Source organism: Parasaccharibacter sp. TMW2.1882 (genome assembly GCF_023337635.1).
Classification (GTDB): domain Bacteria; phylum Pseudomonadota; class Alphaproteobacteria; order Acetobacterales; family Acetobacteraceae; genus Bombella; species Bombella apis.
Genome location: NZ_NWUT01000001.1, coordinates 322,856 through 336,163, shown reverse-complemented (window position 1 = coordinate 336,163; position 13,308 = coordinate 322,856). Strand labels below are relative to the sequence as shown.

10 protein-coding genes are annotated in these 13,308 nt (G+C 56.8%); 6 read left to right on the top strand and 4 right to left on the bottom strand.

Features of this window, described 5'->3' with window-relative positions; genetic code table 11:
• The first annotated feature begins 106 nt into the window (after window positions 1–106).
• From CO583_RS01560 to CO583_RS01545, 4 genes are read left to right on the top strand one after another with little or no spacing between them, the layout of a single operon-like run.
• The gene (locus tag CO583_RS01560; protein WP_248630467.1) at window positions 107–3,307 is read left to right on the top strand and encodes a glycosyltransferase; all 3,201 of its coding nucleotides are present in this window, start codon (window positions 107–109) and stop codon (window positions 3,305–3,307) included.
• On the top strand, window positions 3,300–4,715 hold the full coding sequence (locus CO583_RS01555; protein WP_248630468.1) for a M20/M25/M40 family metallo-hydrolase: 1,416 nt from the start codon (window positions 3,300–3,302) through the stop codon (window positions 4,713–4,715). The genes CO583_RS01560 and CO583_RS01555 overlap by 8 nt, the downstream gene beginning before the upstream one ends.
• 17 nt (window positions 4,716–4,732) lie before the next feature.
• Complete coding sequence (gene pdxA / locus CO583_RS01550; protein WP_248630469.1) at window positions 4,733–5,737, top strand: 4-hydroxythreonine-4-phosphate dehydrogenase PdxA; 1,005 nt, start codon at window positions 4,733–4,735, stop codon at window positions 5,735–5,737.
• Window positions 5,738–5,756: 19 nt separating this feature from the next.
• Window positions 5,757–6,452, top strand: a complete 696-nt coding sequence (locus CO583_RS01545) for a pyridoxine 5'-phosphate synthase (protein ID WP_248630470.1) — start codon at window positions 5,757–5,759, stop codon at window positions 6,450–6,452.
• Window positions 6,453–6,505: 53 nt separating this feature from the next.
• Here the strand turns inward: CO583_RS01545 and CO583_RS01540 are convergent, their stop codons facing one another.
• The gene (locus tag CO583_RS01540; RefSeq protein ID WP_227431435.1) at window positions 6,506–7,201 is read right to left on the bottom strand and encodes a hypothetical protein; all 696 of its coding nucleotides are present in this window, start codon (window positions 7,199–7,201) and stop codon (window positions 6,506–6,508) included.
• Window positions 7,202–7,341: 140 nt separating this feature from the next.
• On the opposite strand from CO583_RS01540, the gene CO583_RS01535 reads away from it, so the two are divergent.
• A complete protein-coding gene (locus tag CO583_RS01535) occupies window positions 7,342–7,566 on the top strand; it encodes a DUF3126 family protein (protein WP_043560191.1) in 225 nt (74 codons plus the stop codon).
• A gap of 79 nt (window positions 7,567–7,645) precedes the next feature.
• Here the strand turns inward: CO583_RS01535 and CO583_RS01530 are convergent, their stop codons facing one another.
• Genes CO583_RS01530 through CO583_RS01520 form a run of 3 tightly spaced genes read right to left on the bottom strand, consistent with a single transcriptional unit; the run spans window position 7,646 to window position 12,584 of the window.
• Window positions 7,646–9,415 (bottom strand): aminopeptidase P family protein, encoded by a 1,770-nt coding sequence (locus CO583_RS01530; protein ID WP_086431509.1) that lies wholly within the window; start codon window positions 9,413–9,415, stop codon window positions 7,646–7,648.
• Window positions 9,416–9,447: 32 nt separating this feature from the next.
• Window positions 9,448–10,353, bottom strand: a complete 906-nt coding sequence (locus CO583_RS01525) for a 50S ribosomal protein L11 methyltransferase (protein ID WP_043561252.1) — start codon at window positions 10,351–10,353, stop codon at window positions 9,448–9,450.
• Window positions 10,354–10,370: 17 nt separating this feature from the next.
• Entirely contained in the window at window positions 10,371–12,584 is a 2,214-nt protein-coding gene (locus CO583_RS01520; RefSeq protein WP_081563141.1) for an ATP-dependent helicase, read from the bottom strand.
• Window positions 12,585–12,683: 99 nt separating this feature from the next.
• Between CO583_RS01520 and CO583_RS01515 the strand changes: the two genes are divergently transcribed.
• Window positions 12,684–13,307, top strand: coding sequence for a JAB domain-containing protein (locus CO583_RS01515; RefSeq protein ID WP_154981453.1), 624 nt, complete (start codon window positions 12,684–12,686; stop codon window positions 13,305–13,307).
• Window position 13,308 lies beyond the last annotated feature (1 nt).

The window sequence follows — 13,308 nt, the reverse complement described above, 5'->3', positions numbered from 1 at the left end:
CATGATCTTGATGAAAGGAGGTGTAGTTATCCTCCCTAAAAAGGGGAAACTCTGGTATTAGGCGCTCAGGCGTCGTCTCAATGCTGGAAAGGCTGGTAGAAGCAAGATGGACACGGATGGGACCTTTTTCGAGGCTGTAGCGAATGATCGGGCAAGGGCTCCTGTCTGGAGTGAATTTGATGCCGCCTGGTACCGTCGCCGTTATGCCCGGCAGCTGGCAGAGGCGGGGACGGTCTGGACGGACGGACAGCTTGCCGAGCGATGGCAGAGCGGTGAGGGACAGGAAGGAACTTCACCCAACAGGTATTTTGATGAAGAATGGTACCTGAATGCCTATCCTGATGTCCGGCGTGGCGTGCAGGAGAAAGGTATCTTTCAGAGCGGGTTCCAGCATTATGTGGATGTAGGCTGCCAGAGCTGCTCTGGACACTGGCTTTTCTCGGCAGAATACTACTTCAAGGTGAATTCGGACTACAGTCTCCGGGCCATGCGTGAGGCAGGGCATGTCAATGCCTATGACCATTTTCTCCGTGTCGGGGATTATGGTTTCCGGTCGCCTCATTTCCTTTTCGATGCCGAACTCTTCATTCGTGAATGTCTGGGGAAAAACATTCCGTTTGATCCCTCCCAGGGGGCCTTCAGCCAATATCTGGCCCTCGAACATCCTGACATGAAAACAGTCAGAACGTCCTGGTACTTCGATCCTGTCTGGTATCTTGAAAAATATCCCGATGTTCTCAAGCTGATAGAGGATGGCGTATTTACAGGGCCACTTCACCATTACATGGGATGTGACAATCCCAGCGCTTATGATCCGAACCCTTATTTTGATGAATCCTATTATCTGGCACAGAATCCTGACGTAGCTGATGCCGTGAAAAGCGGAATGTTCCGCAATGGTTATGCCCATTTCATCCGGGCAGGGATCAGTGAGCTGCGCAATCCATCGGCTGATCTGGATTTCAGGGCGTTTGTGGCCACGCTGGATATGCCCCAGTCACTCAACAAGGCACACGTGGACAATCCCTTTCTGCTCTGGATTTTACAGCAGGAAGGGCGGACAGGTGCCGAAATTCCCGGGATTTCCATTACTGCTGCCAACAGGCTGGCGTTATGCAAGGTCGAAGCCAGTCTGCCCTCCCTGTTCAGGAAGCCTTTGAGATTCGTGAATCAGGCGTCTCCCCAGCTGAGTGTCGTTCTGTTTTCACAGGGCAATTATCTGCTCGATATTGCAACGCTTGCTTCCCTGCATGCGCAGGGTATTCCCGACATGCAGGTCGTCGTGGCCAGTACGGGCAACCCCCTTTCCCGGCAACGGCTGGATCAGGCAGTAGAGGGGTTGCGGCACGTTGTCAGCGACAAGCTCCAGCCCCTGGCGCAGCAGTTGCGGGAGAGTCTGCCTTTTCTTGCCGGTGAGCGCATCCTGCTTCTGGAATCCGGCGTGCAGCTGTTGCCCATGGCCCTGTCCTTTGCCATGGCTTCCATGATGGCTGAAGAAAGTGAGGGGGGCGGCAAACTTCTTACAAGCATCAATACCGTACTGGAAGCAGGTAGCGCTGTATGGCGTGATGGCAGCATCACGTGCCATGGTCAGGGAGAAAAAGGACAGGCCCAGTCTGTCAGTTTCCAGAAGATGGTGGAAGCCATTCAGGGGGGGCTGCTGTTCTGCCATCGCACAGCGATGGAACAGGCACTGCACTACCTGGAAGGGCACAGGGCGGAGCCTTTCTTTACCTGTTTTTCCATGGCGTTGCGGGCCACGGGGCGGACCCTGTCTTATTGGCCAACCGTACAGGCCAGACTGCTGAATGCCACGCCGGAAAGTTATGCGAGGCGGACCATGGGAAAGGATGCCTTGCGGCATCTATTCCCCGTTTTTCTGCCCAGACATGCCGTGGCACGAGGGGACGCCCGCATGGGCAAGAGTTATCGCCCTCTTGTCATGATGGTTTTCCCCCATCTTCCACGCCTGATTGAAGGTGGTTCAGCACGGCGGGTCATGCAGCAGATTGATGCTTTCCGTTGGCTGGGCTGGCAGGTGCTGGTTGTCGGTCTGGACCGGAAAGAAGAAGACAGGCTCGTCATTCCTCATGATTATCCAGCTGATGTGGAATGCTGGCGGGGTGTGGATGATTTTTCATCCTTCCTGCGGGACCGGTTGACCGACATGAAACTGCTCTGGATTGGTGGAACGCATGTTCTGTCCCGTCTGGGGCCGGTTCTTGCCACAGGGGACATTTCCCTTCAGGACAAGCTGATCGTTCTTGATACTGTCAATCAGGACGGCACGGCCCTCAGAGCTGTGGAAGAGCATCTGCGACGTCTCGTTGGCATTGTGGATGAGCCGGCACGTCTCATGAGAGAAGCCAGAAAAGAACTGGATTATGCATGGCTCTGCCAAGGCATCGTGACGGGTGATGAGCAGACAACCGCACTGCTGCACAGGCTGGGCTACGGCAATGTCACAGCTCTGCCTTATGCTGTTTCGTGTCGGCAGCTGGGCAAACAGGACGAATTTGAACGGCGGCAGGGTATTTTGTTCCCTCTTTCCATCTACCGGGCAGGGGATTCCGGACATGACGGATTTGACTGGTTCTGCCTTGCCGTGATGCCCCACTTGCAACGTCATTTCAGTCTGCCACCTTCCATCGGGATCGGAGGGTATCATCATCCTTTGGTCGATCTGGGATTTTATGAGCGCCTGGCACCACTGGATGGCTTGGCCGAAATGGATACGCTGCCCAGGATGATGCAGCGATGCCGTATTCTCATGGACCCTTCGCGGGTCCCGGCCACACAGGCTACCGAGATACTGGAAGCCGCCGGTCAGGGCATCCCGGCCGTGCTGAACAAGGTTCAGATGGAACGTCTGGGCTGGAAGGATGAAGAAGAAGCTCTGGATGGTGGTTTCAACGATCCGCAGCATTTCGCCCGGCAGATCATCCGTCTGTATGAAGATCCGGCTCTCTGGGACCGGATACGGCGCAAAGCGCATGAAACGGTCAGGGAGAGGCACGGCCATGGTCGCCTGCATGAAGCTTTTGGGCGGTTCATCGGGGCATTACTGAATGGGCCCGCTACGGTAGCCCCCCCTGCCGGGAAGGAAGGGGCACCGCTACATCGCTCCTTTGCACCGGCCCCTCTGCGCATCGTGTTGAAACCGGCTGGAGCCCCCCCTGCCGCCGAAGATAAAAATGAAGAGTCGGAAGACGGGCTGGAGGATGATTTCATGCCGCTTCCCACTCATCTGGGTGTGACATTGCCTGAAGAAGACCAGAATCAGAAGGAACAGGCTGACAATGACTGAACGTATGGCCGCAGTCCTCCAGCATGTGGAGGCCACCAAAGAGACGGCGCTGGAGCGGCTTTGTGAACTGTTGCGGATTCCCAGCATTTCCACACAGAAGCAGCACAGGGATGATTGCCGGAAAGCCGCACGCTGGTTGGCGGACGAATTGCAGGGGCTTGGCTTTACGGCGTCTTTGCGGGATGTTTCATGGGCAGAACCGGGGCATCCAATGGTTGTCGGGCATGATGATGCCAATGCAGAGAAGGTACGGAACGGGCAGACCCACGTTCTCTTCTATGGTCATTACGATGTTCAGCCGACAGACCCCGAAGCCCTCTGGTTAACGGATCCGTTCGAACCCTGCCTGAAGGAGACCGGAGATGGCCGGAAGGTCCTCGTGGCCCGGGGAGCGAGCGATGACAAAGGGCAGGTGATGACCTTCATCGAGGCCTGCCGGGCATGGAAAGCTGTTCATGGGGATCTCCCCGTGGCTGTCAGTTTTCTTCTGGAAGGTGAAGAAGAATCCGGTGGTGAGAATCTGCTTCCCTTTCTCAGGGAGAATCAGGAAGAGCTGAAAGCTGATATTGCCCTGATCTGTGATACCGCCATGCCGGACAGGGAGACCCCGGCCATCACGACCTCTCTGCGTGGCACGGTTGCCGAGGAAATCGAGCTCGTCGCTGCCAGCCAGGACCTTCATTCCGGCATGTATGGCAATGCTGCGGCCAATCCGGCTTTTCTGCTCTGCCAGATCATCAGTGGCCTGCGTGATGAGCAGGGGCGGGTCACACTGCCCGGTTTTTATGATGGTGTGACCGTGCCGGATGAGCATACCCGCCAGCAGTGGCGGACACTCTATCCTGATGATGCAGCCCTGCTGGAAGATGTCGGCCTGTCCCATGCTGCTGGTGAGCGGGGCTTCAGTGCCATTGAGCAGACATGGTGCCGTCCGAGTTTTGAGGTCAATGGCCTTGCTGGCGGGTATCAGGCGGATGGCTTCAAGACGGTCATTCCGGCCCGGGCTTCGGCGAAGGTATCATTCCGTCTGGTACCGGGGCAGGACCCACTCAGGATTCGGGACTCCTTCCGGGCTTATGTCCGTGCAGCCCTGCCGGAAGATGTCGAGGTTGTCTTTACGGGGCATGGAGCTTCATCCGGTTTTGCCGTGAATCAGGACAATCCCTTTCTTCTGGCAACATTGGACGCTCTGGGTAAGGAATGGGGCAAACAGGCCGTCATGACTGGTTGTGGAGGCTCGATCCCGGTAGCAGAGGAAATCCGTGAAGCTTTGGGCATGGATGCACTCATGGTGGGATTTGCTCAGGCTGATGATCGGATACACTCTCCCAACGAGCAGTATGGTCTTGATTCATTCTTCCACGGGATACGCTCATGGGTCCGCATCCTGGCTGCCCTGGCCCGATGAATCGTATAAGACCAGGCATGGCGCAACCTGTTGCCCTGACCATGGGAGACCCGGCTGGTGTAGGGCCGGAGCTGACACGCCGTGTCTGGGAGTGTCTCAGAACGGCTGGGCGACCTTTTTTCTGGATAGGGGACCCGGTGCTGCTGGGAGGCAACACACCCTACCGGGAGATATGCCATCCGTCCGAGGCAGCCGCCTGTTTTGCAGAAGCCCTGCCCGTACTGGCGCTTTCCTGTCCGGAACCGGTCAAACCCGGGCATCCCTCAACAGGCAATGCCGTAGCGGTGATCGAGAGCATCAGAAAAGCTGTTCATTACGCTCTGTCAGGGGCAGCCGGAGCTGTCGTGACCAACCCGATTGCCAAGCATGTGCTGGCAGCTTCCGGTTTTCCCCATCCGGGGCATACAGAGTTTCTGGCAGCTCTGTGTGGTGCCCGTGGCAGGGAAGTCATGATGCTGGCCTGCCCGCAGCTCAAGGTTGCTTTGACAAGCATTCATGTCTCGTTGAGACAGGCCATCGAGACGCTTTCGGCAGACCGCATCATGGCTGTGAGCCGGGTAACGGCATCTGCCCTGCAACGTGATTTCGGTCTGGTCCAGCCTCGGCTTGCCATTGCAGGGCTGAACCCTCACGCAGGTGAAAATGGCATGATGGGGGATGAGGAAAGCCGCATCATCAAACCCGCTATAGAGGCCTTGCAGCGGGAAGGACTGGAGGTAAGTGGCCCCATGCCACCAGATACCATGTTCAGTGCCGCTGTCCGCCCCCGGTACGATGCGGCAATCTGCCTGTATCACGATCAAGGCCTCATCCCGGTCAAGACATTGGACATGGCTGGAGGTGTCAACGTCACACTGGGTCTGCCCATCATCCGCACATCGCCAGATCATGGAACAGCCTTTGATATTGCCGTCGGTCCGGGTGAGACAGGAAAGGCAAGCATTTCAAGCCTTTCATCAGCGCTTGCCATGGCCCATGATATGGCAAGCCAGCGTGTCATGAGTGATGCGCAGACTCCATGAAGAGGGAAAGGAACAGCCCATGATCCGTCTTGGTATCAATGTTGATCATGTTGCAACATTGCGGAACGCACGGGGTGAGCGCTACCCCGACCCTGTCCGTGCTGCTGAGCTGGCTCTGGAGAATGGGGCTGATGGTATTACGGCCCATCTGCGTGAGGACCGCCGCCACATTCGGGATGAAGATATCCGTCGCCTCCGGGCGCTTTCGGCTCCACTCAATTTTGAAATGGCTGTCACGGACGAAATGGTGACCATGGCCTGCGCACTGAAGCCCCACGCCTGCTGCCTTGTGCCCGAAAGACGGGAGGAATTGACAACAGAAGGTGGGCTTGATGTCGTAGGATTACGAGAAAGTCTGGCCCCGCATGTCAGCCGCCTTCTGGAAGCTGGCATCCGTGTTTCGCTGTTCATCGATCCAGAGCCGGAAGCCATTCGCACGGCGGCTGCTCTGGGAGCTCCAGTGGTTGAACTGCATACGGGAGCCTACGCTCTGGGGAAAGAAGGCGAGCTGGAACGTCTCCACAGGGCTGCCCATATGGCAGCTGAATGCGGGATTGAACTTCATGCCGGTCATGGTCTGACCTACGAGAATGTCTCTCCCATCACGAAACTGCCTGGGCTGAAAGAACTCAATATCGGCCATTTCCTGATCAGCGAAGCCGTCTTTGTCGGGCTGGGAGCTTCCGTACGGCGGATGAAAGATCTGCTTTCCTGAAGACTTCACAAACCGTCATGGAGAGGTCCCGTCACTGGGACCTCCCTCAGGATTCAGTTGGGCTGTGTGTTGAAGATGGGCAATCCATTATTGCCCTGCTGGATACTGAATAGCCCATTGTTACGACGGACCTTAGGGATGCTCCCGTCTTTAGGAGCTGGCTGGATAAGAGGTTCGTTCGGCTTATGATCGTAATTCGGAACAAATTTACTTGATTTGTCGGAATAGGTGGCCTCTGGCCGCTGCTCTTCCGTGGGCATGGAATGAAATGCCGAAATCGGCCCCATGGGCCAGACGCCCGGAGCATCACGCATTGTTCCTTCAGGCTGTCGTGCACAGCCGCGTGTCAGCATGGAGCAGATACCATCTTCGCCAATATATTCGTCATCGTCGCCTGCATAATGGATCTCGGCAACCCGATCATGATCCATACGGACAAGCATCCGGCAGCTTGAGCCAGCTCCACCAAAAATAGACTGATAGGCGCTGATAGCCGAACTTACTGGAAGAAGGCCAGAGCTGGGGAGAGGGGCGATCGAACGGGAAATGTCGTATTCCCAGATCGCCGTACTGTCATTCAGTGATTTGGTCGAATTGGGAGCTCCCGCACAAGCCTGCAGATCATAGCTTGTCATGCCGATCATTTCATATTGAGCTTTGTGAGCCTCATGGGCATCCCAATAACCGCAGGCAGAGAGGCCGAGCGGCAGCATACAGGTAAGCCGGAACAGGATTTTCTGAAATGTCATTCTCTCTCCATCAGAGTAGAAAGGCAGGCAATGGGGGGACTGCTTTATCATGTTTTTCTTTCTGTCTGAAAGATGGGTTTTAGTCTCCAGTGCAATCGGTTAGAGAAGGAGGAGCCGTTTCCCTTTTTGGAGTTTGCTTTATGGCCGATATTTCCGCTGCTGAGGTTCCCCGCCTGCAAAAGGCACTGCGCCGTCTGCTGGGCTCTCCGGAGCTGACAGTTCAGGTCCCGCCACGCAAGGGCATGAGTGTGGAAATCGCAGTGGCTGGTGAAGTCGTGGGGACTGTGTATCGCGATGAGGATGAGGGCGAGGTCTCCTATGCCGTCAACATGACAGTGCTGGAAGAAGACCTCCCTCCTGCCTGACCTGTAGCGGTCTTACCGGTACAGCAGGAAACCTCTCATCCTTGATGGTGAGAGGTTTTTTCATATGCAGGTACTGCTTTCAAAGCAGAGGTGCACAGCTCTGACGGAGCCACGGGTGCAGCTCATCTTCCAGCAGTGGCAGGAGCTTTTCCAGAACCGTGGCATGGTACTGGTCCAGCCAGTGCCGTTCTTCTGCTGTCAGAAGCTCCATGGCGATGAGACGGCGATCTATGGGGGTGTGGGTCAACACCTCGAACTCCAGGGAGGGCCGTACGGTTCCGGGCAGGGAACTTTCCCGAACGAGCAGCAGGTTCTCGATACGGATGCCGTAAGCGCCAACCTCGTAATAGCCCGGTTCGTTGGAAAGGATCATCCCTGGTACAAGGCCGGTCGGCCGTGGCGCTACGGAGATGGATTGAGGCCCCTCATGGACGGAAAGATAACTGCCAATGCCATGGCCGGTACCATGATCAAAATCCAGTCCCTGATTCCAGAGAGCCGCCCGGGCAAGAGTATCCAGCCTGTAACCTGGCAGTCCCATGGGGAAACGCTGGCGGCTCAGGGCAATATGCCCCTTCAGAACTGCCGTGAAAGCTTTCTGGATGGCGGCAGGTGCTTCATCCGGGCCAGTCCAGATAGTCCGTGTGATGTCCGTGGTGCCGAAAGGATATTGCGCCCCACTATCAACCAGATAGACGCTGTTTTTCTGGAGGATGCTGTCATGCCCGGCTTCAGCCCGGTAATGAGGGTAAGCGCCGTTGGGACCAGCCGCAGAAATTGTCTCAAAACTGGGGCCCCGATAATCAGGGGACATGGCCCGGAACGCCTCAAGGCGATCGGCCAATTCTGTTTCACGATGGCCGGGGCCATGTTCTTCCAGCCAGTGCAGGAACCGGGCCAGAGCAATGCTGTCCAGTTCATGCGCCCGACGGTTGCCATCCTGTTCCACGGTTGTTTTGATGGCTTTGGGAAGAGTGCACAGGTCCGGCCCATCAGCGATGTGAGCTCCGGCGTCCTTCAGGACCATGCTGAACCAGACTGGCGTCGTGGCAGGGTCCAGCCGTACGGTTTTTCCGGTCAGGGCCTGCAAGGCCTTCGACAGTTCGGAAGGAGGGAATGGACGTATGCCTGAATCTTCCGGGGCATCATGGAAACGGGTCACATCAGCAAAAATGTCGGCCGAACCATCAGCATGAAGCAGGCCGTACGCATGGGCGACAGGGGTCATGGCAATGTCACTTCCCCTGATGTTCAACAGCCAGGCGAGGGACGGGCAGTCCGCAAGGATCATGGCATCCTGCCCCGCTTCATGCAGCTGCCGGGCCAGACGATCCCGCTTGCTCCGGCTCGTTTCCCCTGTAAATTCGAATGGTTGGTGATGGATCAGATTGGCTGGTGAGGGAGGCTGATCATGCCATGACATATCTATTGGATTGTCAGACAGGGGTACGAGCTGAATACCATCCGTCTCCCATGATGAGAGGTCTCTCTGGCTGGTCAGCCGGGGGTCATACCCGATGCGCAGCCCTTGCGCTTTCTCAGCCAGCCACTGCCGGGGAGGATGCTGGCCGCCATGACGGGTTTCCCACAATGCGGCAGGAGCCTGCTCGGCCATCTGTACGGTGTAGCGGCCATCGGAAAAAACACAGCCGGTTTCTGCCAGCAGGATGGCAAGGCCAGCACTGCCCGTAAAACCGGTCAGCCAGGCCAGTCTTTCAGAATGGGGCGCAACATATTCCCCCAGATATTCATCACCCCGGGTGACGATGACACCGGAAATGCCAAGTCTGTCGAATTGCTGGCGGACGAGAGCAGGACGGTCCTGCAAAGGAATGGATGAAAGAGACACAGACGCCACCATGGAAAAACGGGAGAGAACAGTCAGGCTGGTTTCCGAAGGATCAAGGTACTCCAGGGGCCTTCCCTGAGCTGCTTTTCAAGGATCAGGCCCTGCCTCTGGTGGGCAACCAGCACCATGCGGGCCTGGGTATTGAGCAGTCCGGCCAGGATGGCTGTTCCCCCTGCCTGAAGGTTGCGGGCAAGATCCTTGGCCATACGGCAGAGAGGACGAGCCAGAATATTGGCAAAAACAAGATCATAGGGAGCATTGCGGCGAACAGCTTCCGTATGCCAGCCATTGCCGAAGCGGCAGTCCAGCAGGGGGCCGAGCCTGTTCAGCCGGGCATTGGAAGCTGCAACACGGACAGACCATGGCTCGATATCCACAGCCAGAACAGGGCGATGCAGCAGACGAGCCGCTGCCATGGCCAGAATACCGGACCCACATCCCATGTCCAGAATATGACGGGGGCGCCGATGGGCAATCTGTTCCAAGGCACGCAGGCACCCGCGGGTGGAACCATGTTCACCGGACCCGAAAGCGATCCCGGCATCCAGTATGATGTCCAGCCGATTGGAAGGTGACGTCTCCTTCAGATGTGTCCCCCGGATACAGAACCGCCGTCCGACATATTGGGGAGGGAAGGCTTCCTGCGTACGGGCCAGCCAGCCCTCGGCCTCGGTGTTCTGCCGGTGCAGGGGAGCGTCCACGCCTGTCATGGCACGGACAAGCGCCAGGGCGTTATCCAGCTCCTCCTCATTCCGCCCTTTTTCCTTGACGGCTTCCAGCCGCCAGTAACGCTGCTCATCATCCTCTTCGAACATGCCGACCGTGTCACAGACCCCAAGCAGGGCCTGCTCGAAAAGTGGAACGTGTATTTCCTCCACCACAATGGAAAGCGTCTCCAGCGCCCGGGCATGACGGGAACCAACATGGGTGGGGGCAATAGGGCTCTGTTTTGTCTTCACGATACGACCTCTATAAAACCGGCCATGATCCGCTTCAGACCGATATTTTCAAAATTGATGGACAGACGATCGCCTTCAACCCCGATGACCACACCTTCACCGTAACGGTTGTGGCGCACCGTCGCTCCGATGGGGACGGCAGGCTGCACAGCGGACGGTCTGGCCCGCTGTTGTCCTGACAGAACCTGAGCCCTGTGCCTGAAAAATGACCTTGAGGGCAGGGCGTGACCGGCCTCTGCAACATTCCGTAAAACCTGTTCTTCAGGCAGTTCATCCAGAAAGCGGCTTGGTATGGAATCCTGCCAGTTTGCATAAAGCCGACGACTGTTTGCATGGGATATGATTACCCGCTCACGGGCACGGGTAAGGCCGACATAAGCGAGGCGCCGTTCTTCCTCCAGAGCCTGGTTTCCACCTTCATCCAGAGAACGCTGGGACGGGAAAAGGCCTTCCTCCCATCCGGGCAGGAAAACCGTTGGGAACTCAAGCCCTTTGGCGGCGTGGAGCGTCATCAGGCTGACCTTGTCCGGATCGTCCTCGGCATTGTCGCTGTCCATCACAAGGGCGATGTGTTCCAGAAACGCATCCATTGTTGGAAACTCACCAATCGCCCGGATCAGCTCCCGGATGTTGTCCAGCCTGCCGGCGGCTTCTATGGTCTTCGGGTCATCCCGCCACATGGCGAGATACCCACTTTCTTCCAGCACCATGTCAGTGGCGACAACATGGCCTTCCTTGCCGACAGTGTCTCTGGCCCTGGAGAGGCTGTCCATCAGGTCCGACAGCGTGGCGGCCGCCTTGCCCTTCAGCTGCCCCTGTTCCAGCTGATGCTGAAGCGTCTGTTGAAGGGACAGCCCCCTCTCTCTGGCAGCATTCCGCAGACGGGTCAGGGCAACACTGCCAAATCCCCGTTTGGGCAGATTGACGATGCGCTCAAAAGCCAGATCGTCAACGGGATACAGCACTGCCCGCATATAGGCGATGGCATCCCGTATCTCGGCCCGTTCATAAAAACGCAAACCGCCAATAATCTGATAGGGGATGCCCATTTTCATCAGGGCATCTTCAAAGGGACGTGTCTGGAAACCAGCCCGCATCAGGATGGCGATGGAACCGTAAGGATGACCTTTTGTGTGAAACTCCTGTATCCGGCGGCCAATGACACGGGCCTCGTCATCCGAGTCCGGCATGTTGATGACCTCGACAGGATCACCCTCCATGATGTCGAGCCCGGGCCGCAGAACCTTGCCCAACCGTCCCTCATTATGGGCAATGACCTGCGAAGCCACGGTCAGGATGCGGGGGGTGGAACGATAATTCTGCTCCAGCCGGATGATCCGTGCACCGGGAAAATCTTTCTCGAAACGGAGGATATTGGCGATGTCGGCACCACGCCATGAATAGATGGATTGATCGTCATCCCCGACGCAGGCAATGTTAGAAGGTTGTCCATCCTGCCTTCTGGCCAGAAGACGCAACCACAGATACTGGATGGTGTTCGTATCCTGATATTCGTCAACCAGAATATAGCGGAAGCGTTTCTGATACTGCTCCAGTACATCGGGATGCTGACGGAGGATGGTCACCACATGCAGCATGAGATCCCCGAAATCACAGGCATTCATTTCCTTCAGACGTATCTGATAGGCAGCGTAGATGGCCGGGAGCTGGCCATTGGCCAGTTCAGGTGTCTGCGCAGCAGTGATGCCATCGGGCAGCAGGGCCTGATCTTTCCATAACTGGATCTGATGCATGATCTGTGCCGGAGGAGAGCGCTTGAGGTCCAGTTTCCAGGGCTCGATGACCTGCTTGAGAAGACGGAGCTGGTCGTCCGTATCGAGAATGGTGAAGTTGCGCTCCAGCCCGACATGTGGCGCATGCTGCCGAAGCATGCGGGCACAGAGAGAGTGGAAGGTTCCCAACCAGAGGCCTTCCACTGGTCGGCCGAGGATGGCGCTGATGCGCTCCCTCATTTCCCGGGCAGCCTTGTTGGTAAAGGTCACGGCCAGTATCTGCTCGGGCCATGCCAGCTTTTCCAGCAGGATATGAGCGAACCGTGTTGTCAGAACCCGGGTCTTCCCGGTACCGGCACCAGCCAGAATCAGCAGGGGGCCTTGCGTCGTTTCCACGGCAAGACGCTGCTCTTCATTCAGCCCGTGCAGATAATCAGGACCGGAAGACGGAAAACGGGGGGAAAAAAGATCATCCATCACAATTATCTGGTATAATGCGGCTCATACCCGCTGGCTAGGACATAACCATAGATTGTGAAAAAAGCAGTTTCATCCAAACAGGGGCACAGGGCACGGATGAGAGAGCGCATCCTCACCCATGGAGCCGAGACCTTGGCCGACTATGAGCTCCTGGAGGTTCTGCTTTTCTACGCCATTCCTCGCAGGGACACCAACCCGCAGGCCAAAGCGCTGCTTTCCGCTTTCGGGTCGATAGGGAAGCTGTTGCAGGCATCTTCTGCCAGACTGGAGCAGCATGGTCTGAGCGAGCGCATCATGAGCCTTCTGGAACTGCCCGTATTGGCAGCACGCTCCCTCATGGAGAGTGATGAAGACATGCCGCTTCAGCTGGGCAATGCCAAGGCTCTGATGAATTATCTGAAAGGCACATTGCAAAGGACAGATGAGCCAGCCATCGGTCTGATCTGCCTGGACAGCAATAACGGCCTGATCATGGAAAAGCTGCTGCCAGCAGCCAGTAACCTTCATGCCCTCCACCGATCAATTGCACAGACACTTCTCAACTGCCACGCCACTGCGGCCATCGTCGTCTATTACCATCCACGCAGTCCAGCCACGGCACTGGCTCCAGAGGTACGGGGGCTGAGACAGGCCTTGCGGTCTCTGGATGTCATCGTCCATGAAGGCATCCTAATTGGTGAGGGATGGTATGTCAGCATGAGTGAATCCGGGCTTCTATAAG

Coding starts and splice junctions, on each gene's coding strand:
- CO583_RS01515 (WP_154981453.1), top strand. CDS start 12,684: ATGAGAGAGCGCATCCTCACCCATGGAGCCGAGACCTTGGCCGACTAT.
- pdxA (WP_248630469.1), top strand. CDS start 4,733: ATGGCGCAACCTGTTGCCCTGACCATGGGAGACCCGGCTGGTGTAGGG.
- CO583_RS01520 (WP_081563141.1), bottom strand. CDS start 12,584: ATGGATGATCTTTTTTCCCCCCGTTTTCCGTCTTCCGGTCCTGATTAT.
- CO583_RS01560 (WP_248630467.1), top strand. CDS start 107: ATGGACACGGATGGGACCTTTTTCGAGGCTGTAGCGAATGATCGGGCA.
- CO583_RS01540 (WP_227431435.1), bottom strand. CDS start 7,201: ATGACATTTCAGAAAATCCTGTTCCGGCTTACCTGTATGCTGCCGCTC.
- CO583_RS01545 (WP_248630470.1), top strand. CDS start 5,757: ATGATCCGTCTTGGTATCAATGTTGATCATGTTGCAACATTGCGGAAC.
- CO583_RS01535 (WP_043560191.1), top strand. CDS start 7,342: ATGGCCGATATTTCCGCTGCTGAGGTTCCCCGCCTGCAAAAGGCACTG.
- CO583_RS01555 (WP_248630468.1), top strand. CDS start 3,300: ATGACTGAACGTATGGCCGCAGTCCTCCAGCATGTGGAGGCCACCAAA.